The sequence below is a fragment of the Bradyrhizobium retamae genome, assembly GCF_001440415.1.
GTDB classification, from domain to species: domain Bacteria; phylum Pseudomonadota; class Alphaproteobacteria; order Rhizobiales; family Xanthobacteraceae; genus Bradyrhizobium; species Bradyrhizobium retamae.
This window is the reverse complement of record NZ_LLYA01000154.1, coordinates 20,643-43,783: the sequence shown is the minus strand read 5'-3', so window position 1 is coordinate 43,783 and position 23,141 is coordinate 20,643. Positions and strand designations below refer to the sequence as shown.

Below are 23,141 nucleotides of genomic sequence, written 5' to 3'. Positions count from 1 at the left end.
GTTCCGAAAGGAGTGATCCATGTCAGAACTCCCGATCCTGATCGTCGGCGGCGCGGGCAAGACCGGCGCGCGTGTCGATGCGCTGCTGCAGACGCGCGGCATCCCGACGCGGCCAGTGTCGCGTTCGACACCTGTCCCGTTCGACTGGGCCCGGCCCGAGACGTGGCCGGCCGCATTGGCCGGCGTCTCGATGGCCTATGTCACCTATCAGCCGGACCTTGCGGTCGAAGGTGCCGCTGATGCGATTGCGGAAGTGGGCCGGCTGGCGCGCGACAATGGGCTCGAGCGCGTCGTATTGCTGTCGGGACGGGGCGAGCCGGGTGCGCAGCGGGCGGAGGCGGCGCTGCAGCAATCCGGCGTTCCCTGGACCATCGTGCGCGCAAGCTGGTTCGATCAGAATTTTTCCGAGGGTCATCTGCTTGAAGGCGTGCTCGCCGGCGAAGTCGCGCTGCCGGCCGGCGACGTGCCCGAACCGTTCGTCGACGCCGACGATATCGCCGAAGTTGTGGTCGCGGCGCTGACGGATCGGCGCCATGCCGGCAAGGTCTACGAGGTGACGGGACCGCGCGCGCTGACGTTCGCGCAAGCGGTCGCCGAGATCGCCGCTGCCACCGGCCGCCCGGTCCGATACCGGCAGATCGCGGCGGAAGATTTTGCGGCCGGCATGCGGCCCCATATGCCGGAGGACGTCATCGAACTGATGTTGGAACTGTTCGCCGTCGTGCTCGACGGGCGCAATTCGGCTGTCGCACACGGCGTCGAGCAGGCGCTCGGGCGTCCGGCGCGGGATTTTTCCGAGTATGCCCGCCGAACCGCCGCAACCGGTGTCTGGAGGACATGATCATGCTGCAGATGTTGATCACCGGTCTGCTGTGGTTTTGCGCCATCGGCTGCGGTCTGCTCGCCGGGCTTTATTTCGCGTTTTCGACCTTCGTCATGACGGCGCTCGGCCGGATCGGGCAGGCATCCGGCATCGCGGCAATGAATGCGATCAACGCCACGATCGTGCAGTCGCTGTTCATACCGATCTTCCTGGGAACGACGGCGGCGAGTGCCGCGCTGGCGGTGACGGCGCTGTTGCGCTGGAGTGAGCCCGGCGCGATGGCGATGCTGGCCGGCGGCGTGCTCTATGTACTCGGGATGTTCGTGGTGACGATGGTCTTCAACGTGCCCCTGAACAACGCGCTTGCCGCGGCCGATCCCGCAAGCCACGAGGCCGCCTCGCTGTGGGCGCGCTATTTGACTGACTGGACACGCTGGAACCACGTGCGGACGGTCGCATCAACAGCGGCTTGTGCGCTGTTCATTGCCGCGATTGCGGCGCGGTAGGGCGAAGTGTGGTGTAATTAATTTTCGAAATTAAATATGGGGCCGCCAGGTTGCGCAACTACCGACGTTCGCCCGTAAGGAGGCGTTCGTCGGTGATCCGGAGGCAACGGCCTTCGTCGGCAGGCTATGCCGCTGATTGCGATTGTCCGTCGGAGAATAGAAAGCCGTAGGCTGGCTCCCCGGGCTGGATTCGAACCAGCGACCATTCGATTAACAGTCGAATGCTCTACCGCTGAGCTACCGAGGAATAGGCGAAACAAAGGTTCGCGAGCGGGCAGCGTATAACAAAGCCTTTCGGGCTTGCAAAGGACCAAATCACAGGCTGCGCATTTGCTTGAAGCGGCGTCGGAAAGTCCCCGCACTACAAAGGTTTGTCACCGCTTTCGCCCTCCGGGCAGACGGCGGACGGAACCGGGCGCAGGGCAATTGCGTCATCTATAGGGGGCCTGGACCGGGCCACCAATTCGACTCAATCGGCCCGGAGTCTCAGTGGTGCCGGGTTTCACGGGAGCTGATTCGATGCCAGCCAATGTGACCGAACTGACACGTGCGGCACCTCCGATCGTTCCGAGCGACATTCCCGCCATGAGCGACGACGAATGCCTGCTTCGGCTCGCGCGAGCCGTCGAAGAACATGACAACGAGCATCTGGATGAGGTGGCGCGGCTGATCGCCCGATTAGCCGTCCCGATAGAGTAGGGGAGAGCAGCGGCTCTTCCCGGCGGCGGCGGGCTCGCAACATGGGCCCGCATGTTGCGTTTTGCCGGAGCTTGTACCAAAGATGGCCCGGTTTCAGCTCCCCGGCGGTAACGCCGCATGCTTCAGGGTCTTCGCCTATGTCCGGTTTTGCCACCGCGCGCCAGAAAATGGTCGATGGTCAGGTGCGTCCGAGCGACGTGACCGATATCCGAATTATCGATGCCATGCTGGCGGTGCCGCGTGAGGCCTTCGTTCCCGAAAACAAGCAGGCGCTGGCCTATCTGGATCTTGATCTCGACGTCAGCGAAGGGGGCTCGGCCAAGCGCTTCCTGATCAAGCCGGCAGTGCTGGCGAAGATGCTGCAGGCGGCCGAGATCAGGGCGACCGATCGCGTCCTCGTGGTCGGCTGCGCCACCGGCTACGCCGCCGCCGTGATCGCCCGATTCGCTACCCATGTGACCGCGACGGAGAGCGACTCGGCGCTGGCGGCGAGGGCACAGGCTATTCTGGCCGCCAATGGCTGTGGAAACGTGACGGTCCGGACCGCGGCACCGGCCGATGGAGACCTTGCGAACGGACCCTGGGATGTCATCGTGCTGAACGGCGCAACCGAGATCGTGCCGGAACGGCTCTATGGGCAATTGCAGAATGGCGGCCGATTGGTGGGCGTTTTTGCGAAGTCGCAGCCGGCGCGGGCCATCATGGTGACCTGTTCGCACGGCGATTTCGGCCACCGGACGCTGTTCGATGCCGTTGCCCCGGTGCTGCCCGGCATGGAACTTGTTCCGGCCTTCGTTTTCTAGCTTTTCAGCCCCTCCCACGCCCAATAATCGCCCGCCGCGGCCAGCTAAATCCTCTTCGAAATCAGAAGTGTGGCCCGATTGCCCCACGTGAAGAGTTTCGTTGGCGGTTTGCTTGTCGGGTAGTTCCGTCCGGCTTACGTGCGGACTAAGGTGAGCCGGGACTCACTTCGGGTGAAGCGACGTTCGGTTAATGATCGTGTGCGATCGTGGTCATTGGCCGGGCGTTTCAAAAATGATTGGATTGCTTGGGATGCGTGGGGTGAAGGAATTTGCCGGAGCCGCGGCTTCGGCCCTTCTATTAGTATGTATGGGCTCGACGCCCGCCTTGGCCGACACGATCGAGGCTGCGCTGGTGCGCGCCTATCAGAACAATCCGCAGCTCAATGCACAGCGCGCGCAGGTGCGCGTCACCGACGAGAACGTGCCGCAGGCGCTGTCGGGCTACCGCCCGAGAGTCGCGGTCACGGCGAGCGCGGGCGTCCAATATACGGATACGCTGAGCACGCAGGGCGGCGACGAAACGCGCCTCGTGAAAACCCCTATTGTCGGCGCCAATTCGCCGCGCAGCATAGGTGGGACCGTCACGCAGACGCTCTTCAACGGTCAGCAGACCGCAAACAGGACCCGGGCCGCGGAGGGCCAGGTTTCCGGCGCACGCGAAGCGCTGCGGGCGCTCGAGCAGACCGTGTTGCTCAGCGCCGCGACGATCTACATGGACTATCTGCGCGATTCCGCCATCGTCGAGGTGCAGAAGAGCAACGTTCGCGTGCTCGAGCAGACGCTGAAACAGACCCGCGACCGGTTCAATGTCGGCGAAGTGACGCGCACCGACGTGGCGCAGTCGGAGGCGCAGCTTGCTGCCGGCAAGACTCAATTGTTGACCGCGGAAGCCAACCTGAACACGACGCGGTCGAACTTCCGCCGCATCATCGGCAGCGAGCCGGTGGCGCTGGCGCCGGGCTCGCCAGTCGACCGCTTCCTGCCGTCGACGCTGCCGGCTGCCGTCGAGCTCGGCCTGATCCAAAACCCGAACGTCACCGCGGCGATGTTCGGCATCGACGTCAGCTATCTCCAGGTCAAAGTCGCCGAAGGCGCGCTGTTGCCGACGGTCACGCTGCAGGCCGCGGTGCAGCAGTCCTATGAGCAGAGCCTGATCCAGTACCGCTCGTTCGGCGCCTCCGTGACCACGCAGCTCTCGGTGCCGATCTATCAGGGCGGTGCCGAATATTCGCTGATCCGGCAGTCCAAGGAAACGGTGGCGCAGCAGCGCCTCGTTCTCGACCAGACCCGCGACCAGACCCGTGCCAACGTGGTCACGGCATGGGGGCAGCTCGTTGCGGGAAAGGCGCAGGTCGCTTCCGCCCAGGCGCAGGTGCAGGCGTCGGAAATCGCGCTGAACGGCGTGCGCGAGGAAGCCAAGGCCGGACAGCGCACCACGCTCGACGTGCTCAACGCGCAGCAGGCGCTGGTCAATGCGCGCGTCGCGCTCGTCACCGCGCAGCATGACCGCGTGGTGGCGTCATACTCCGTGCTGAACACGATCGGGCGTCTGTCGCCGCAGGTGCTGAACCTGCCCACCACGATCTACGACCCGAGCGTGCACTATCATCAGGTGCGCGATAGCTGGGCCGGCGTTCGGACACCCGACGGCCGCTGATCCCCGTGCATATTCCCGCGCAGGCGGGACGAATATCGTCGCCCGGCGCCTGAAGCGCCGGGCGCTTTGCTTGCAATCATTTGTGGCCATGACGTACCGTTTCCGGGGCGAGCTGAGCGATTCGCGCCGCGTCTTTGCATCTCATGGACGCGCGTCGGGTTGTGTTTTTGAGGGGGGCAGACCTCCCGCGCGATGCTGCGGGCGGGCTTGATCTGGGGACAAGTCAGGCTTGTGCGGTGAAAATCCCGGCCTGCATTTCCGGAACCGGCAATTCCCTCTTGGCTTTGGTATAAAATGGTTTCGATGTGGAGTCGGAGATGACGCAACCTGCAAAGGTCCAAGAGCCCTCGATGGAGGAGATTCTGGCGTCGATCCGTCGCATCATTGCCGACGACGAGGCAAAGCCTGCCGCTGCCAAGACGGAGGCCGCCGCGGCGCCGCCACCGAAACCGGTAATGAAGGACATCCCGCCGTCGGCTATTGCCCCCAAGCCGGCTGCTCCGAAGCCCGCGCCGGCCCCGCCGCCGCCTGCACCCGCGCCTGAACCGGTCGCCAACAACAGCCAGGACGACATCGACGCGATGCTGGCGAGCCTCGATGCGGCAACGCCCGAGGCCGATATCAGGCCGGCGCCGCAGCCGGAAGCCGACGTGTTCGAGCTCACCGACGAGATGGCGCTGCCGGATCCGGCGCCACCGAAAGCCTCCTTCAACAAGATCGAGCCGGAGGACGACATCGAGTTCAGCGAGTCCCACAGGGGGCGGCAGCCAGCCCACGAGCCGCCGCCGTTCGAAGCACCGCAGCCGCCGATCTTGTCGCGCTCGACCGTCTCCGCGGTCGAATCTGCCTTCAATTCGCTGGCCAATACCGTGCTGAGCAATAATGCGCGCACGCTGGAAGATCTGGTCAAGGAGATGCTGCGGCCGATGCTGAAGTCCTGGCTCGATGATAATCTGCCGGGATTGGTGGAGCGGATCGTCAAGGCCGAAATCGAGCGGGTTTCGCGCGGGCGCTAGAGCGTTTTCCAGCGAAGCATGCCCTCGGACTTGATCCGTGGGTGGACACCGGTTCGCGTAAAGAAAACGCGCCCAAACAAGAATCTAGAGCCCGGTTCTGATTCAATCAGAACCGGGCGCCAGTTCCGGGCGGATCGATCCCATTCGGACAGTCAAACCGGCGTTATCGCCGCTTCCCGCTGCCCTAGACTTAAGCTGTCAGGTTGACTTGAGGCGCTGTGGCGGCTTTCTAGGGGCCGGCCCGGCGCCGATCACATCAGAACCGGGCACTACCACGCTGTTTTGATGCGTATTCTCTAAGCGGACCGGCGACGGATTGCTCGAGAACGCCCCCGACATTCCCGATTGCAATGCCATGATCGAAAAAAACTACCAGCCCGCCGATATCGAAAGCCGTATGTCACGGATCTGGGAGGAAAGCGGCGCGTTCAAGGCCGGCCGCCCGGAACGGAAAGATGCCGCGCCGTTCACCATCGTGATCCCGCCGCCCAACGTGACGGGCTCGCTGCATATGGGCCACGCGCTGAACAATACGTTGCAGGACATTCTCTGCCGCTTCGAGCGCATGCGCGGCCGCGACGTGCTGTGGCAGCCGGGCACCGACCATGCCGGCATCGCCACCCAGATGGTGGTCGAGCGGCAATTGATGGAACGGCAGGAGCCGGGGCGCCGCGACCTTGGCCGCGCCAAATTCCTCGAGCGGGTCTGGCAGTGGAAGGCGGAGAGCGGCGACACCATCGTCAATCAGTTGAAGCGCCTCGGCGCCTCCTGCGACTGGTCGCGCGAACGTTTTACGATGGACGAGGGGCTGTCGCGCGCGGTCGTGAAAGTGTTCGTCGAACTGTACCGCGAAGGGCTGATCTACAAAGACAAGCGGCTGGTGAACTGGGACCCGAAACTGCTCACCGCGATCTCCGATCTCGAGGTGCAGCAGGTCGAGGTTAAGGGAAGTCTCTGGTATCTGCGCTATCCGATCGAGGGCAAGACATTTAGCCCCGACGATCCCACGACCTTCATCGTGGTCGCGACCACGCGTCCCGAAACGATGCTGGGCGACACCGCGGTTGCCGTGCATCCGGAGAACGAGCGGATCGGGCATCTGATCGGGCAGCATGTGATCCTGCCGCTGGTCGGCCGCCGCATCCCCATCATCGGCGACGACTACGCCGATCCCGAAAAGGGCTCAGGCGCGGTCAAGATCACGCCGGCGCACGACTTCAACGACTTCGAGGTCGGCAAGCGTCACGGCCTGCCGCAGATCAACGTGTTCGATCGCGAGGGCCGCATGGCGCTCGTCGACAACGAGGACTATCTGCGCGGCCTGCCGGAAGGCGCGCTGATGCTCGCGGAAGAGCTGCACAATGTCGATCGCTTTGCCGCGCGCAAGAAGATCGCGGCGCGGCTGGAAGATTTCGGCTTCCTGGAAAAGATCGAGCCGAACACGCACATGGTGCCGCATGGCGACCGCTCCGGCGTGGTGATCGAGCCCTATCTGACCGACCAGTGGTATGTCGACGCCATGACAATGGCCCAGCCGGCGATCGCGGCCGTGCGCTCTGGCGCGACCAGCTTCGTGCCGAAGAACTGGGAAAGGACCTATTTCGAATGGATGGAAAACATCCAGCCCTGGTGCATCTCGCGCCAGCTTTGGTGGGGCCACCAGATCCCGGCCTGGTATGGTCCTGACGGCAAGGTGTTCGTCGCCGAGACCGAAGCCGAAGCCGTCGGCAACGCACTCGGCTATTACGTCGAGCAGGAAGTCATCACGCCGGAGCAGGGCCGCGAGATGGCGCTGGATCCCGCCAGGCGCGAGGGCTTCATCACGCGCGACGAGGACGTGCTCGACACCTGGTTTTCATCAGGGCTGTGGCCGTTCTCGACGCTCGGCTGGCCCGACGAAGCGGCGGAAGTGAAGCGCTACTATCCCACCAACGTGCTCGTTACCGGATGGGACATCATCTTCTTCTGGGTCGCCCGGATGATGATGATGGGCCTGCACTTCATGAAGGATGCGCCGTTCTCGACCGTCTACATCCACCGCCTGGTTCGCGACGAGAAGGGCGCGAAGATGTCGAAGTCGAAAGGCAACGTCATCGACCCCTTAGGCGTCATCGACGATTTCGGCGCGGACGCGCTGCGCTTTGCGTTGGCGCGCGGCGCGGCGCACAGCCACGACATCAAGCTCTCGCCCCAACTGGTCGAAACCAATCGCAATTTCGCGACCAAGCTCTGGAACGCCTGCCGCTTTGCCGAGATGAACGGCTGTGAGAAGCCGGATGGCTTCGATTCTGTGAATGCCAGGGAGACGCTGAACCGCTGGATCGCGCATGAAACCTCGCGCGCCACGCGTGAGGTCACCGAGGCGATCGAGGGCTATCGCTTCAACGATGCGGCGAATGCGATCTATCGTTTCGTCTGGAACGTCTATTGCGACTGGTATCTCGAACTCGCAAAGCCGGTGCTGATGGGCGAGGAGGGCGCGGCGAAAACCGAGACCCGTGCCATGATCGCCTGGGCACGTGACGAGATCCTCAAATTGCTGCATCCGTTCATGCCCTTCATCACCGAGGAGCTCTGGGCGGTTACGGCCAAGCGCGACGGCCTGCTGGTGTTGGCGGAATGGCCGCGCAAGGTCAGTTCGGTTACTGCCGAGCAGATCGCCGCGATGGCGATGGCAGGGCCCGGCGGTCCGGTGATTGCGCCGGCCATGGTCGCGCTCAATGCCGGCGATTTCAGCGATCCGGCCGCCGAGGCCGAAATCGGCTGGGTGGTCGATCTCGTCACCGCCATCCGTTCGGTACGTTCGGAAATGAACATCCCGCCGGCTACATTGATCCCGGTGGTGCTGTCGGGTGCGTCCGAGGAGACAAAGGAGCGCGCGCAGCGCTGGAACGACATCGTCAAGCGGTTGGCGCGGCTGGCCGAGATCACGTTTGCCGACCGCCCGCCGGAAGGCGCTGTTCAGTTGCTCGTGCGCGGCGAGGTCGTGGCGCTGCCGCTCAAGGGTGTGATCGATCTGTCGGCCGAAAAGGCCCGGCTCGATAAGGAAATCATCAAGGTCGACGCCGACATCAAGCGCGTTGATGCCAAGCTCGGCAACGAGAAATTCGTGGCCAACGCGCCCGAAGAGATCGTCGAAGAGGAAAAGGAAAAGCGCGAGGCGGCGGTCGCGCGCAAGGCAAAGCTGCAGGAAGCGCTGGAGCGGTTGAAGATGGCGTCCTGACGCACGCCAGGCGCGGAATTATCGCCCGTCATTGCGAGCGAAGCAATCCATAGCGCCGCGCGCGGAGAGGTGGATTGCTTCGTCGCTTCGCTCCTCGCAATGACGGCTGAGATAGTCTTAGTCATCATCGAGGAACTGATCGATGCTGGACCACGTCTCCATTACGGTGTCAGATTTCGCCGCCGCCGAGCGCTTCTACGACGCGATCATGGCAGCGCTCGACGTCGTCAAGGTCGGCCGCAGCGACCGCTGGCTCGGCTACGGCGAACGGGCTGACGCCGAGTTTCCAGACCGCGTCTATATCGCCATCTACAGAGGTGCTAAGCCGGATGAGGCTTCCAGCCGGCACTGGTGCTTCAAGGCAAAAACGCGAAGCGAGGTCGACGCGTTCTGGCGCGCCGGCATTGCAGCCGGCGGCACCGATGACGGCCCACCCGGCCTGCGCCACTATCATGCCGCCTATTACGCCGCCTTCCTGCGCGATCCTGACGGCAACAAGGTCGAGGCGGCGTGCCACCGCGCGGTCTAGCGCACGATGCATTGTCGCTGGCGGCACCCGAGCGGCTGTCCCTGTCACACGAACAGAAAATCGCCGGCGTGGAGTTGGCTCATTGTTTTGTTCTGAATCTCGATCGCATTGTTGGCGTCGACCGTGATCACGACGTTGGTACCGACCTCGGCCATGTGCGATTGGAGCGCGCTGAAGTCGGCAAACACCGTTTTGCTGAACTGAATGATATCCTGCACGCCATCGGTGTTCTGGAAATCGGCGACGGTGTCCTTGCCGAGGCCGGGGGCGAACACGAATGTGTCGTTGCCGGTGCCGCCCGCCAGATAATCGTTTCCGCCAGCGCCGATCAGCCGATCGTTGCCGCTGCCGCCGTACAGGAGTTCGTTGCCGGTACCGCCCTGCAAGCTGTCGTTGCCATCGTCTCCGAACATTTGGGTTGCCGCCGGGCCGCCTTTCAGTTGGTCGTCGCCGGCGTTGCCGTGCATCGTATCCAGTCCGCCGCCGCCGGAGAGATAGTCATTGCCGTCACCGCCGCTCAGGACATTGGCTACCCAGCCGCCATAGAGCTGGTCTTTGCCGCTGCCGCCGTCGAGCAGGGCGCCAGTATCGCCCGTGCTGGCCTTGATGATGTCGTTGCCGTCGTCGCCGTAGAGCTGATCGGTCGCCGTGGTGATGCCGGCGCCGCTGTTGATCGTGTCGTCGTCCGCCCCGCCGTGAATCACATCAGCGCCAGGACCGCCGTTGATGGTGTCATTGCCTGCGCTACCCTGGATCAGGTCCGTCGCGGCGCCGCCGCTGATCACATCCTTGCCCGGGCCTCCTTCCAGATCGTCATTATCGGTCGACGAACCGAAGAACAGGTCCTGGCGGCCGGTCATGTCATAGTGGATGGACTTGTTCTGGTAGAGGTTCCACGTCCCCGGCGAACTCGGATTGACGCCTTCCGACACGGCAAGGTGCTCTCCGTTGACGGTGATGTCCTTGATGTAAAGGTTGCGGTCGCCATTGGCGTTGGCGATATCGTTGATAAAGGCGAGATCGAGACTGGAGACGGTAGCCGGGTTGGCGAAGGTGAACGTGAATGTCTGGAAACCCGATGGGTCGGTCGCGCCGTGGAATTCGACGGTGCTGCCGATCTGCTGCCCGTTAATCAGGAACTGCATTTTGGCGCCGACGCCGTCGACGACGGAGCTATAGCCCGTCACCGTGACCGTCGTCTCCGTGAGTTTCGGAATGGTATCGGGGCCGCCGGTAATGGTGTCGTCGCCGCCGCCTGCCTTGATCGTGTCGTTGCCGACCCCGCCCGACAGCACGTCATTGCCGCCGCCGACATCCATCAAATCGGCAGACGGAGAACCCGTTAGCGTCTGGCCGGGCGGCTGGTGCTGACCTCCGTACCATTCAGTAATCAATTCCTGCGCAGGCTTGCCTTGGGGCGAGTAGCCGATCGGCGAGTACTTGTTGTTCGTATCCCAGTTCCAGATCGACGCGCCCCTGAACCAGCTTCCGCCTTCCGATCCCCACACCTGAAAGAAGGCGTTGAAGGCATCGTATTGCTCCTGCACATCCTGCGTCGTGCCTTCGGCCCAGCCGCCCGGGCTGATATTGGTTCCGTCGAGGCTGCGATAGCCGGTTTCGGTGAAGAACACCTGCTTGTCGTACTGCAAGGCAAGGGAATGGAAGAAATCGACCGGCGACATGTGATTCATCACCTTCGCCCAGTAGTCGTCCGTGGACATGCTGTTCCACGCATTGACCATCTCCTCGACGGTCGGATCGGTTGTCGTCGTCAGCGGCGGATAGGCGTTGATCCCGATGACATCGACCTTGTCCCAAAAGCTGACATTGATGGCTTCGTCGGTTGCGGCTGCATAGGTGATCTCGCCGTGGAACACGGCACGTACGGAATCGATGAGGTCGACCCAGTAGCTTCGATACTGCGGTCCGGAGAGCTTGCCCAGCTCATTGCCGATCGAGAGCATGGTCACGCCGGCTTGCTCGGCGATTTCCGCCATGTGAACCATGTGGTTCTTGTAGGAAGCGAAGAAGGCGGCGGGATCGCTCGGAATGAGTGCGTATGCGAGCGTGCCATCGAGGGCTGAGACCATAGGCTTCAGCGTGACTGAAAGACCGATCGCCTGCGCGTTTGCCGCGGCCTGGAGAATATTGGCGTCGCTCTCTGTCTTGTTGGGCTCGGCGAAAACATCATTCGACGTCCTCGTTTGCATAAAGAGCCGCGGAGCGAGCTCGATCGAGTTTGCATTCGTACCCGCGATCGCCTGCATGGCGGCGAGCGCGGAACCGGCGACAAATGCACCATTGTAGTTGGAGAGAAATCCAAATCCCTGGACAGGAAACACGCCCGCCATCTACAGCTCCTTTTCTTTTGAAGTTTCTGCTGTTTGGTGGCGCCGTCGTTTGCGCAAATTCACCACTCTGCGTGTTCCGCATGTTCGACGCAGCACAATTTGTGAGCACTTCACTCGCGCAAAGCGAAACAGCAGGCCACACTTACGCACTCAACGTGGGCGTGTCGTGACGGGATTGAGTCGATGTTGCGATTGTTGAAAAAGCAATGCGCAACGTTACGGCGATGTCCACCATTCCAATTCGAAACGGCCTGCTCAGGGAACTTGAGTCGTTCAACCGATACCGCCATGGCAGGGAGGCGGCCGGCGTCTGCCGCGAGAACCGAGGCCTCGCCCGAACCGCACGACCATGGGTGACAATTTGTAGGCAGACAAGGGGGCGCGTCAGGATTGTCACAGATGTTTTTCTACACAATGGCTGCGTCCTTTTGCATAATGGCCTTGCAAATGTGTAGTAGCTCGGTGGGGGCGACAGTTTGGACCAACGGCTGTTCCGTACCCGAAACAGGGCCGGGTCAAGTCCAAGCGGCCTGTCCCGATCTGCGGCCGGCCACGCAAGTCCCGATGCTGCCGTTGAGATGGCGCGCATTTTGGACGAGCCGCCGGTACTGGTGCCTGAGGTTTTGCATGGTGATACGCGGCTGACGCGAAAGTGGGCGCATGGTGGTCTGCAAGAGGATTACATGCGCGGCGTGGCTGGATACGTTGTGGTCGGCTGCTACGAAGGACAGCACGAGATATCCTGGCGGATCGAGAACAAGCGCCTGACTTCCTGGACCAACCCGAAAGCCTTCACCCTCATTCCGAAAGGCGTTGATGGCCACTGGAATATTGCTGGTCCCGTGGTCGTTTCGCATGTCTACCTCACTCAAGAGCGCCTTCAGGCATGCGCCGACGAGATTGCGGGTGGAAGACGTATCGAGATTCTTCCGCGTGTGGCTTTCGCCGATCCCGCGGCGGCAGGGTTGCTTGAAATTCTCAGCCACGAGGCGGCGCGGGACAGTGCGTCGTCCCGTCTGTTCGTGGAGCAGGCGATCGACCTCCTTTGCGCGCGGCTGATCCGCGAGCATTCATCATTTGGCAGCATGCCTGCTCAGGTCAGAAAGGGCGGGCTCGCTGACTGGCAGGTGCGGCGTGTCACGACGTTTATGCGAGAGAACCTCGAACAGCCTATCGGACTCAATGAACTCGCCACGCTTGTCGGCCTGAGCCGCTTCCACTTCTGCACCGCTTTTCGACAGTCGACCGGCCAGACCCCGCATGCGTGGTTGACAGCGCAACGCATGCGCCGCGCCCGCGAGCTTCTCGCCCATTCAGGCCTGAGTGTCACTGAGGTCGCGCTTGCAGTTGGTTACGAGACGCCGTCAGCCTTCGCCGCGGCATTCCGAACGATCGTCGGAGTGACGCCATCGGCGTTCCGACGCGCTATGTAGCAGGTGCCCGGCGGCACTTCATCGCAACACCGCGATAGTCGCCGCAATATCCGAACGGTACACCCTATCAGGTTCATGCTTAGTTCGCGCTGTCATCTGAGGCGATGGCTTGGCTGCGGCGTTGTTCGGCTCGGTCAATCTCTTCTCCTTCAGCAGTCAGCGAACGATCATCAGCAAGCGAGCAGAGACCATGAAGAACGATGAGCGGTTAACCGACGGTGCTGTTGAGACCGAAGAACGGCGTGGCGGATTATCGCGCCGTTCGATTCTGCTTACGGTGGGGGGAGTGGCCACTCTCGCGGCCGTCTCGGAAGTTGCCGCGCAACCCATCTCTGAACGGCCCCCCAGCGCATCCACGGGACGAGTCCGCCTGGTAGTCAATGGCAGGCAGCATGAGCTTGACCTGGATCCCCGCCGCTCACTGCTCGATGTGCTGCGCGAGACGCTCGATCTCACCGGCACGAAGAAGGGGTGCAATCAGGGCGCCTGCGGTGCTTGCACCGTCCTTCTCAACGGCAGGCGGATCGTCTCCTGCCTGACACTGGCTGCGATGCATGATGGGGCTGAGATCAAGACGATCGAGGGCCTCGAAACGAATGGCGAGCTTCATCCGCTCCAGGCTGCGTTCGTCGAGCACGACGGTTTGCAGTGCGGCTTCTGCACCCCCGGACAGATCATGTCGGGAATAGGCTGCATCGCAGAAGGCCATGCAGGTTCGCCGGATGAAATCAGGATTTGGATGAGCGGCAATATCTGCCGTTGCGGCGCCTATCCGGGAATCGTCGCCGCGGTCGCCGACGCTGCCAAGGGGGCCTGACCATGCTTCCGTTCACGCTCGAGAAGGTGACCTCTGTCCAGGCCGCCATCGCCGCTGCATCGTCCGGCCGACGTTTCATCGCCGGCGGCACCACGTTGATCGACCTGATGCGCGAGGAGGTGGAGCAGCCGGCGCATCTTGTCGACATCAACGCGCTCCCGCTTTCCGAAATCCGCATCGAGGGTTCCGATCTCGTGATCGGCGCGCTCGCTCGCATGGCCGATGTTGCCGCCCACGCGGGCGTGCAGCGTCTGCAGCCGCTCGTCGCCGAAAGCCTGATCGAGGGCGCCTCGCCGCAGTTGCGCAACATGGCTTCCATCGGCGGAAACCTGCTTCAGCGCGTGCGCTGCCCCTATTTCCGGATGCACGACGCGCCCTGCAACAAGCGCACCCCGAACTCCGGCTGCGCCGCCATCGATGGCCTCAATGCCGGCCACGCCATTCTGGGCACGAGCAATCATTGCGTGGCCACGCATCCTTCGGACGTTGCCGTCGCGCTGGTCGCGCTCGATGCCACGATGCAGGTGAGGGGGCCGAGGGGCGAACGCACCTTTCCGGTCGAGGAACTGTTTCGCTTGCCGGGAGACACGCCGCATCTCGAACACACCCTGCTGCCTGGCGAACTCATCCTCGCGGTGCGGATCCCCGGTGGCCCGGACAGCCGGCGGGCGCGCTATCTCAAGGTGCGCGACCGCGCCTCCTACGAGTTCGCGCTCGTATCCGCCGCCGCCGCACTCGATGTTGAGGATGGCGTGATCCGTCAGGCGCGGCTCGCTGTCGGCGGCGTGGGCACTCGGCCGTGGCGCCTGCGCATGGTGGAGAAAGCGCTGATCGGCAAGGCACCGGATCGCAAAATCTTCGAAACAGCCGCCCGGCTGGCACTCGAAGGAGCCCGTCCCTTGTCGGGCAATCATTACAAGCTCGAACTCCTGCCCCGGACGATCGTCCGCGCTCTTGAAATGACGGGAGAAGCCGCATGACGACGAACGTGATTGGAAGCCCGCTGCAGCGCGTGGATGGTCGTGCCAAGGTCACAGGCGCAGCGCGCTATGCGGCCGATTTCAACCAGGGCGGCCAGGCCTATGCGGTGATCGTCGGTGCCACGGTGGGGCTCGGCCGCGTGACCGGCATCGAGACCGCGCCGGTTGAGAAGATGCCGGGCGTCGTTGCCGTCATCACGCATCGCAATGCGCCGCGCCTGCCATACGCGCCCCACAAGAGCTATATCGATCCGGCAACAGGCGAGCGGCTGCATGTGCTGCAGGACGACCAGGTGCGCTTCTACGGGCAACCGGTAGCAATCGTCGTCGCCGATACGCTCGACCAGGCGGAACGCGCGGCTGCGGCGCTGCGCATCGCCTACACGGCCGAGCGGCCGCTCGTTGATCCTGCCGACCCCAAAGCCCGGCCTGTCGTTCCGGAAGCCGGGAAGCAGCCGGATGCGAGGCTGCCGGCCGACACCGCGCGCGGCAATGCCGACAGCGCGCTCGCGGACGCGCCGGTGAAGGTCGACGAGATCTATGAAATCGCGCGCGAGAACCACAATCCGATGGAGCCGCACGCCACCGTCGCGGCCTGGAATGGCAATCGGCTGACGCTGTGGAGCAAAAGCCAGTTCGTCGTCAACGAACAGGCCGAGATCGCAGCCGTGTTCGGCCTGCCACCCGAGAACATACAGGTGATCTGTCCGTTTATCGGCGGTGCCTTCGGCACGTCGCTCAGGACATGGGCGCATGTGACGCTTGCGGCCATGGCGGCGCGACAAGTGGGACGTCCCGTCAAGCTCGTACTCACGCGCAAGCAGATGTTCTTCATGACGGGCCACCGCCCCCGCACCCTGCAGCGGATGGCTCTCGGGGCCACGGCCGACGGCAAGCTCACCAGCATTGTGCACGAGGGCACGGGCGAGACGAGCCGGTACGAAGAGTTCATGGAGGCACTGACCTCGGTCACGAGCTTCCTGTACTCCACGCCGAACGTGCGAACCCGCTACCGGCTGCTGCCACTCGATATCGGGACCCCGAACCATATGCGCGGCCCCGGCGAGGCAAGCGGTGTCTTTGCGCTCGAATGTGCCGTGGATGAACTGTCGTACAAGCTCGGAATCGATCCGATCGATCTGCGGCGTCGCAACGAGCCGGCGATCGATGAGAGCGAGAACAAGCCGTTCTCCAGCCGGTCGCTGATGAAATGCCATGATCTCGCCGCCGAACGTTTCGGCTGGTCGCGGCGGTTACCCGAACCTCGTTCGATGCGCGATGGCCGGCTGCTGGTCGGCATGGGCGTGGCATCGGCGAGCTATCCGGCCTTCCATGCGCCGGCGAATGCGCGGGCGCGACTGCTCCCGGACGGCACCGCTGAAGTTGAAGTCGCGGCAAGCGACATGGGTCCCGGCACCTACACGTCCATGACGCAGGTTGCCGCCGAGACGCTGGGGCTGCCTGTTGAACGGGTGCGATTCAGCCTTGGCCGCTCTGACTATCCGCCGGCTCCATCCCATGGCGGCTCATGGACGATGGCCTCGGTCGGCTCTGCGATCCGCGCCGCCTGCATTGCCGTGCAGGAGGAAGCCGCAAAGCGCCCGCGGGACGGCCGCCCCATCGAGGCCACGGCTTCGGCTCAGCGCGATCCCGATGTCGCGGCCCGATTTTCGATGCACTCCTTTGGAGCCGTATTTGCCGAGGTGGCCGTCGATCCCGATGTCGGCACCATCCGGCTGCGCCGCGCCGCGGGCGCCTATGGCATCGGCCGCGTCGTCAATCCGCGACTTGCGAGGAGCCAATGCATTGGCGGCATGATCGGCGGGATGGGCATGGCGCTGATGGAACGCACCGTCCTCGATCCGCGCGACGGCCGCCCGGTCAACGCCCATATGGCCGATTACCTGCTGCCCGTGAATCTCGACGTTCCCCAGCTTGAAGCGCACTTCGTCGAGGAGATAGATCCACACGTCAATGCCCTAGGCGTCAAAGGCCTTGGCGAGATCGCGCTCGTCGGCATGGCCCCCGCCATCGCCAACGCCGTCTTTCACGCCACAGGCAAACGCGTGCGCAGCTTACCGATCCGGATTGAAGATGTGCTGACCGTGTAGCGCTGTTTTCCGTTATGCCGCGCGATGGATTGCTTCGCTTGCGCTCGCAATGACGGCAACCGAAGGGACACCGCCTTGTCAAAACGGCTTGCTCAAAAATCTCGAACCCTTCAGCCCGTAACGCCACGGCAGATCGACCGCTTTGGTGATGCCGATCCGCACGCCTGCGGCAATGTCGAGTCTGCCCACCCGCGCATGCAGCGTGATCGGCGGCTGATCGAGCGGCAGCTCGTTGTGCTTGATCGTGATCCCGAGCGCTTCCGTGAGCTTGCCCGGGCCGGAGCACAGCGCGCGCTCATCCTGCTGGCCGCGGCGGCGCCGCATCGCGGGTATGCCGTGGGTCGGCTGCAGCGCGCGGATCAGGACGGCGCTGGCCGAACCTTCCTCTTCGCAGACGAAATTTACGCACCAGTGGATGCCATAGGAGCGATAAACATAGGCAAAACCCGGCGGTCCGAACATCACGCGGTTGCGCGGCGTCGGTCCGCGAAACGAATGCGCGGCCGGGTCCAGATGGTGATAGGCCTCGACCTCGACGATGGTGCCGCCGACGCCGTCGACCAGGAGCGTCGCGCCGATCAGGTCGGGCGCGACCTCATGCACGCTACGGTCGAAAAACGAGCGCTTCAGCGGCTTGCCGAGGCGAGGGGCGGCGGCGCCGGCAGGCTTGGAGTTTTGAACCATTTCCGGTGAGAATCGTTCGCGGAACAGGTGAAATTCGTCATTATCTTGCACGATCCGCCAGGTTTCGCGAGGCTGGCCTGTGGGCCTTCCGCGGGCTGGGTTGCAGTTTTCCGCAACAGAGTTGCGGCCATCTGCAACACAGATTAGCTAGATGTTCTCGCAATTTCCGGACTTAACATGGTCGTCCTCGTCGATACCGTTTCACTGAACCAGGTTCGCCCGCGTCACCCCGAAAAGGTGAACCGGCCGGATGCGCTGTCGCCGCCGAAGCCGGACTGGATCCGGGTGCGCGCGCCGAACACCCGCGGCTATGCCGACACGCGAAAGATCGTCAGGGAGAACGGCCTCGTCACGGTGTGCGAGGAGGCGGGCTGCCCGAATATCGGCGAGTGCTGGGACAAGAAGCACGCCACCTTCATGATCATGGGGGACACCTGCACGCGGGCCTGCGCGTTCTGCAACGTCAAGACCGGCATGCCCGGCGCGCTCGACGCCAATGAGCCGGAACATGTCGCGGAGGCGACCTTCAAGCTCGGGCTGACCCACGTCGTGGTGACCTCGGTCGATCGCGACGACCTCGCCGACGGCGGCGCCGAGCACTTTGCGCAGACGATTCGCGCCATTCGCGCGCGCTGCCCGACCACGACGATTGAAATCCTCACTCCCGACTTCCTGCGCAAGGAAGGCGCGCTGGAGGTGGTCGCGGCAGCCAAGCCCGACGTATTCAACCACAATCTGGAAACCGTGCCGGCGCGTTATCTCACGGTGCGCCCGGGCGCGCGCTACTTCCATTCGATCCGGCTCTTGCAGCGGGTCAAGGAGATTGATCCCACGATCTTCACCAAATCAGGCATCATGGTTGGCCTCGGAGAGGAGCGCCACGAGGTGCTGCAGGTGATGGACGATCTGCGCTCCGCGGACGTCGATTTCCTGACCATCGGGCAGTATCTGCAGCCGACCCGCAAGCACCACGCCGTCATGCGCTACGTGACCCCTGACGAATTCGCGGGCTACGAGAAGGTCGCCTATACCAAGGGTTTTCTGATGGTGTCGGCCAGTCCGCTGACCCGCTCGTCGCATCATGCGGGTGAGGATTTTGCCAAGCTCCAAGCGGCCCGCGTCGCACGGGCCCGCTAGCCTTGGATTGAACCAATGCAACGCGTTCTTGTTATGGGGTCGTCGGGGTCCGGCAAATCGACGTTTGCCAGGCAGCTGTCGGACATAACAGGCATTCCCTTCATTTCGCTGGATGCGTTGTCCTGGAGGCCCGGCTGGGTCACTTCCGACAATGCCGAGTTCGGACAGCGCGTGGCCGAGGTTGCGCTTCGGCCGCAATGGGTTATCGATGGCAATTACACTAGGTACGGCGCCGGCGAATTGCGCCGCGAGGTCAGCGACACCGTCATCTGGTTCGACTTGCCGCGCAGGACCTGCATGTTCGGCATCATGAAGCGAGTAGCCAGCAGCTACGGCCGTGTTCGCCCGGAAATGGCCCAGGGCTGTCCCGAGAGAATCGACTTCGAGTTCCTTCACTACGTCTGGACCTATCGCCGGCAACAGCGGCCGAAACTTTTGGAGTATTTTCAGGGACTGCGCGCCGATCAATCGCTTGTCTGCTTTACCGATTGGGCGCAGGCAAATGATTACTTGAAGAAAATCGCGTTCAAGCAGAACCCGGCGAGTATTCACTGATGCCTCGCTTTTCCAGCAAGCGCCGGGTTCATCATACGGCGTCGCACATGTTCGATCTGGTCGCCGACGTCGAGCGCTATCCGGAGTTCGTGCCGCTGTGCCAATCGCTGAGGATAAGGCAGCGTACGCAGAAAGGTGACGGCACTGAAGTCGTCGTTGCCGACATGACGGTATCATTCAAGCTGGTACGGGAGTCCTTCACCAGCCGGGTGACGCTGGACCGGCCGAACCTGAAAATCATGGTCGAATACCTGAAGGGCCCTTTCAGCAATCTGGAAAACCGCTGGACGTTCGAACCGAAATCCGAAACCGACTGCGACGTCGAGTTCTTCCTGTCCTACGAATTCAAGAGCCGGATGCTGGCGATGCTGATGGGGACGATGTTCGATACGGCCTTTCAGCGTTTTGCCGCGGCGTTCGAGAAGCGGGCGGACGTGATCTATGGGAAGCCCGCCACCGGGACCCGAATCTAGCTCTGCAACCCGGCGCGATCTGCCCTCGGAAAGATTCCAGGAAACAACAACGGAACGGTTGAAATGACGACATTCGAACGCGTTGGCTTTATCGGCCTCGGTGGAATGGGACGAGGCTTGGTCAAGAACCTCGTTGCCAAGGGCGTGGCGGTCACCGCCTATGATCTCAACCCCGCGGCTGTGGCCGTTGCCAAATCGTTCGGCGCGACCGCGGCCAGCGGTCTTCAGGAGATTCGCGACAATTGCCGCATCGTCATGATTTGCGTCAATGATGCCGAGGATGTCGAGGCGTTGATGATTTGCAGCGATGGGCTGCTCGCAAGTCCGGCGCCGGGATTCATTGTCGTGGATCACACCACCGGCAGCCCGCAGATGGTCGCAAAGCTCGACCGCATGGTGCGGGCAGCCGGCGGTCGGTATGCCGAAGCACCGATGACGCGAACCCCGAAACACGCCGACATCGGCAAGGTCAATGTGTTGTTCGGCGGCGAGCGCGAGCTGCTCGATGACCTCAGGCCCTATTTTGAGCTCTATGCCGAAAACATCTTCCACATCGGCCCATTGGGACACGCGATCCGCCTCAAGCTCATTCACAACTATATCGCTTTCGCCAATGTGGCGGCGTGGTGCGAGGGGTTTGCGCTCGCGGCCAAGGACGGGCTCGACCTCTCGCAGCTCATCCGCATCATCTCGGCGGCCGGCGGCAAGAGCGGCATGCTCGATCTTTACGGCCAGGCCACGCTCGATGGCGACTTCACCCCGCTGATGTCGCTGGCGAACGCCCGCAAGGACGTCCGCTATTATGCGCGCTGGCTGGAGGAGGCGGGTCTGCCCGGGTTCATGGCTGAGGCTGTGCACCAGACCTACCGGCAGGCGGCGCTGCTCGGGCACGACGGCGAGTCCTGTACAGCCGTCATCAAAGCTTACGAGGCCGTGACTGGCGTGGACGCACGGGTGCGGCCGAAAGACCAACAATAGGAAATGCTCAGCCGCATATCTGATTTCGCAGGAAACCGGTTGCCGGTGCCGACGCCATTCTTTAAGCCGGCCCCAAATCCGTAATGCTGAACGGAAGGACAAGGCGATGGACGTAAATCTTCGAACCGGTGGCCATATTCTCATCGAGCAACTGGCCTTGCACGGCGCCGACACCGTGTTCGGCGTGCCCGGCGAAAGCTTCCTGGCTGCCCTCGACGGCATGTACCAGAGCCAGCGCGTGCGGTTCATCAACGCGCGGCAGGAGGGCGGCGCTGCCATGATGGCAGAGGCCTATGGCAAGCTGACGGGACGGCCCGGCATCGTGTTCGCCACCCGCGGCCCCGGCGCCACCAACGCGTCCTCCGGCGTCCATGTCGCGTTCCAGGACTCGACGCCGCTGATCCTGCTGCTTGGCCAGGTCGGACGCGACATGATGGAACGCGAGGCGTTCCAGGAAATCGATTATCGCCAGATGTTCGGGCCGATGGCGAAATGGGTCGCCCAGATCGACGATGCGCGGCGGATTCCAGAGTTCATTTCGCGCGCCTTCTTCACCGCGACCTCGGGCCGTCCCGGCCCGGTCGTGCTGGCGCTGCCCGAGGACATGCTCACCGATACCGCGGAGGTGGCGGATGCGCCGCCTTACAATCCGATTCCGGTCGCGCCCGATGACGGCGCCTTGCGGCAATTCCATGCGCTGCTGTCGGAGGCGAAGAGGCCATTCCTGATCGTCGGCGGCGGCGGATGGAGCGATCAGGCTCGCCGCGATCTCGAAACGTTTGCCGCTGCGCACGAGGTTCCGGTCGGCGTCTCGTTCCGATGCCAGGATTATTTCGACAATCTCCATCCGGCCTATGGCGGCCATGTCGGCATCGGTCTCGACGCAAAAATCGCCGACCGGATCCGAACCAGCGATCTGGTGATCTCGCTTGGCGCGAGGCTGGGGGAGGCCACCACATCCGGCTACACGCTGTTCGATATTCCGAAACCGAAGCAGCCGCTGGTTCACGTCTATCCCGACCCGGAAGAGATCGGCCGCGTCTATTCGCCAAGGCTCGGCGTGGTCGCAAGCAGCACGGCCTTTGCAGCCGCGATCAAGCGGCTGGAGCCAAAGCACCAATCGCGCGCCGACTACGTCAAGGCGGCGCATGCCGACTATCTCGCCTTCACCGAGCCGACCCGCTCGCCAGGCGACGTACAGCTCTCGCAGGTCGTACGCGGTTTGAGCGATCGCTTGCCCCCTGACACCATCATCTGCAACGGCGCCGGCAATTATGCCGTCTGGGTGCACCGTTTCTGGCGTTATCGGCAATTTCGTACCGAACTCGCGCCGACCTCGGGATCGATGGGCTATGGGTTGCCCGCAGCCGTTGCCGCCAAGTTGCTGCATCCCGAGCGAACGGTGATCGCGTTCGCCGGTGACGGTTGCTTCCAGATGACCGGATTGGAGTTCATGACCGCGGTCGAAAACCGGCTGCCGCTGATTGTGATCGTCTGCAACAACGGCATGTACGGCACCATCCGGATGCACCAGGAGCGAACCTATCCCGGCCGTGTCTCCGGCACCGATCTGGCCAACCCCGACTTTGCCGCACTGGCACGCGCCTGTGGCGGGTTCGGAGCATATGTCGAGCGTACGGAGGATTTCGCGCGCGCCTTCGACGAGGCTGTCGGCAGCGGACTTCCGGCGATCATCGAGCTTTCGATCAGCCCGGAGGCGTTGACGCCGGTGAGCTCGCTGAGCGAAACGCGCGCTAAGGCTTTGGCCGCGGCGTCGGCCGGCGCCGTTTGACGGCGCTGCGCCGCGGCGTACGGGCGACCCGCGGGCGCAGCCGGCTCATCGTTTCGCGTCGCGGTTTGACCGGCGGCTGCGGGCCGCGCGCCAATTCCATCAACATGCGCAGCGCTTCCACCACCGAGCGCTGGCGCACGGTGGTGCGGCCGATCGCACCGAAACGGAATTCGCGATGCAGGATCTTGCCGTCGCGCGACGCAACCGCGAAATGCACGAGGCCGACCGGCTTTCCCGGCGTGGCGCCGCCGGGGCCAGCGATGCCGGTAATCGATACCGCAAGATCGACGCCGGCCTTTTCCAGCGCGCCGACCGCCATTGCAGTCGCGGTTTCCTTGCTGACCGCGCCGAAGGTTGTCAGCGTCGAGGCTTTGACGCCGAGCATCGCGCGCTTGGCTTCATTGGAATAAGTGACGAAACCGCGGTCGATCACGTCCGAAGAGCCGGGAATGTCGGTGAGCGCGCCGGCCACCAGGCCTCCTGTGCAGGACTCCGCGGTGGCGATCGTCAGCTTGCGCATCCGGCACAAATCAAGCAGCGAGCGGGCGAGGGCGCGGGCGTCGCTGCCGCTCAT

General features: G+C 63.2%; 20 protein-coding genes and 1 tRNA gene. 17 read left to right on the top strand and 4 right to left on the bottom strand.

Features of this window, described 5'->3' with window-relative positions:
- The first annotated feature begins 19 nt into the window (after positions 1-19).
- Together CQ13_RS17995 and CQ13_RS17990 are read left to right on the top strand one after the other, a co-directional pair.
- Positions 20-841: an NmrA family NAD(P)-binding protein gene (locus CQ13_RS17995; protein ID WP_057844182.1), complete on the top strand. Its 822-nt coding sequence runs from the start codon at positions 20-22 to the stop codon at positions 839-841.
- 2 nt (positions 842-843) lie between these two features.
- A complete protein-coding gene (locus CQ13_RS17990; protein ID WP_057844234.1) occupies positions 844-1,329 on the top strand; it encodes an anthrone oxygenase family protein in 486 nt (161 codons plus the stop codon).
- Positions 1,330-1,501: 172 nt separating this feature from the next.
- Here CQ13_RS17990 and CQ13_RS17985 read toward each other — a convergent pair.
- Positions 1,502-1,576, bottom strand: a tRNA-Asn gene (locus tag CQ13_RS17985).
- 272 nt (positions 1,577-1,848) lie between these two features.
- Here CQ13_RS17985 and CQ13_RS17980 point away from each other — a divergent pair.
- From CQ13_RS17980 to CQ13_RS17955, 6 genes are all read left to right on the top strand, one after another.
- Positions 1,849-2,028: a hypothetical protein gene (locus tag CQ13_RS17980; protein ID WP_057844181.1), complete on the top strand. Its 180-nt coding sequence runs from the start codon at positions 1,849-1,851 to the stop codon at positions 2,026-2,028.
- A 137-nt stretch (positions 2,029-2,165) separates the two neighbouring features.
- A complete protein-coding gene (locus CQ13_RS17975; RefSeq protein ID WP_057844180.1) occupies positions 2,166-2,831 on the top strand; it encodes a protein-L-isoaspartate O-methyltransferase family protein in 666 nt (221 codons plus the stop codon).
- A 250-nt stretch (positions 2,832-3,081) separates the two neighbouring features.
- The gene (locus CQ13_RS17970) at positions 3,082-4,488 is read left to right on the top strand and encodes a TolC family outer membrane protein (RefSeq protein WP_057844233.1); all 1,407 of its coding nucleotides are present in this window, start codon (positions 3,082-3,084) and stop codon (positions 4,486-4,488) included.
- 317 nt (positions 4,489-4,805) lie between these two features.
- The gene (locus tag CQ13_RS17965) at positions 4,806-5,504 is read left to right on the top strand and encodes a PopZ family protein (RefSeq protein WP_057844232.1); all 699 of its coding nucleotides are present in this window, start codon (positions 4,806-4,808) and stop codon (positions 5,502-5,504) included.
- Between the two features lie 355 nt (positions 5,505-5,859).
- Positions 5,860-8,727 (top strand): valine--tRNA ligase, encoded by a 2,868-nt coding sequence (locus tag CQ13_RS17960; protein ID WP_057844231.1) that lies wholly within the window; start codon positions 5,860-5,862, stop codon positions 8,725-8,727.
- A gap of 142 nt (positions 8,728-8,869) precedes the next feature.
- Positions 8,870-9,256 (top strand): VOC family protein, encoded by a 387-nt coding sequence (locus CQ13_RS17955; RefSeq protein ID WP_057844179.1) that lies wholly within the window; start codon positions 8,870-8,872, stop codon positions 9,254-9,256.
- Between the two features lie 44 nt (positions 9,257-9,300).
- On the opposite strand, the gene CQ13_RS46455 is transcribed toward CQ13_RS17955, so the two are convergent.
- On the bottom strand, positions 9,301-11,607 hold the full coding sequence (locus CQ13_RS46455) for a glycoside hydrolase family 113 (protein WP_057844178.1): 2,307 nt from the start codon (positions 11,605-11,607) through the stop codon (positions 9,301-9,303).
- A 590-nt stretch (positions 11,608-12,197) separates the two neighbouring features.
- Between CQ13_RS46455 and CQ13_RS17945 the strand changes: the two genes are divergently transcribed.
- The 4 genes from CQ13_RS17945 to CQ13_RS17930 all read left to right on the top strand — a co-directional run bounded on the left by CQ13_RS17945 (position 12,198) and on the right by CQ13_RS17930 (position 16,948).
- A complete protein-coding gene (locus tag CQ13_RS17945) occupies positions 12,198-13,040 on the top strand; it encodes a helix-turn-helix domain-containing protein (RefSeq protein WP_245309219.1) in 843 nt (280 codons plus the stop codon).
- Positions 13,041-13,230: 190 nt separating this feature from the next.
- Positions 13,231-13,857: a (2Fe-2S)-binding protein gene (locus tag CQ13_RS17940; RefSeq protein WP_082637531.1), complete on the top strand. Its 627-nt coding sequence runs from the start codon at positions 13,231-13,233 to the stop codon at positions 13,855-13,857.
- Positions 13,858-13,859: 2 nt separating this feature from the next.
- On the top strand, positions 13,860-14,837 hold the full coding sequence (locus CQ13_RS17935) for an FAD binding domain-containing protein (protein WP_057844177.1): 978 nt from the start codon (positions 13,860-13,862) through the stop codon (positions 14,835-14,837).
- A complete protein-coding gene (locus tag CQ13_RS17930) occupies positions 14,834-16,948 on the top strand; it encodes a xanthine dehydrogenase family protein molybdopterin-binding subunit (protein WP_057844176.1) in 2,115 nt (704 codons plus the stop codon). The genes CQ13_RS17935 and CQ13_RS17930 overlap by 4 nt, the downstream gene beginning before the upstream one ends.
- Before the next feature lie 78 nt (positions 16,949-17,026).
- Here the strand turns inward: CQ13_RS17930 and CQ13_RS17925 are convergent, their stop codons facing one another.
- Positions 17,027-17,632, bottom strand: a complete 606-nt coding sequence (locus CQ13_RS17925; RefSeq protein ID WP_057844175.1) for a DNA-3-methyladenine glycosylase — start codon at positions 17,630-17,632, stop codon at positions 17,027-17,029.
- A gap of 177 nt (positions 17,633-17,809) precedes the next feature.
- On the opposite strand from CQ13_RS17925, the gene lipA reads away from it, so the two are divergent.
- The 5 genes from lipA to CQ13_RS17900 all read left to right on the top strand — a co-directional run bounded on the left by lipA (position 17,810) and on the right by CQ13_RS17900 (position 22,567).
- Entirely contained in the window at positions 17,810-18,769 is a 960-nt protein-coding gene (lipA, locus tag CQ13_RS17920; protein ID WP_057844174.1) for a lipoyl synthase, read from the top strand.
- A 15-nt stretch (positions 18,770-18,784) separates the two neighbouring features.
- Positions 18,785-19,324 carry a P-loop NTPase family protein gene (locus tag CQ13_RS17915; protein WP_057844173.1) on the top strand — a complete coding sequence of 180 codons (540 nt, stop codon included), beginning with the start codon at positions 18,785-18,787 and terminating at the stop codon, positions 19,322-19,324.
- Entirely contained in the window at positions 19,324-19,797 is a 474-nt protein-coding gene (locus CQ13_RS17910; protein ID WP_057844172.1) for a type II toxin-antitoxin system RatA family toxin, read from the top strand. The genes CQ13_RS17915 and CQ13_RS17910 overlap by 1 nt, the downstream gene beginning before the upstream one ends.
- A gap of 63 nt (positions 19,798-19,860) precedes the next feature.
- A complete protein-coding gene (locus CQ13_RS17905; RefSeq protein WP_057844171.1) occupies positions 19,861-20,775 on the top strand; it encodes an NAD(P)-dependent oxidoreductase in 915 nt (304 codons plus the stop codon).
- Between the two features lie 106 nt (positions 20,776-20,881).
- Complete coding sequence (locus CQ13_RS17900; RefSeq protein ID WP_057844170.1) at positions 20,882-22,567, top strand: thiamine pyrophosphate-binding protein; 1,686 nt, start codon at positions 20,882-20,884, stop codon at positions 22,565-22,567.
- Here the strand turns inward: CQ13_RS17900 and CQ13_RS17895 are convergent.
- A complete protein-coding gene (locus CQ13_RS17895) occupies positions 22,530-23,141 on the bottom strand; it encodes a CinA family protein (protein ID WP_057844169.1) in 612 nt (203 codons plus the stop codon). The genes CQ13_RS17900 and CQ13_RS17895 overlap by 38 nt on opposite strands.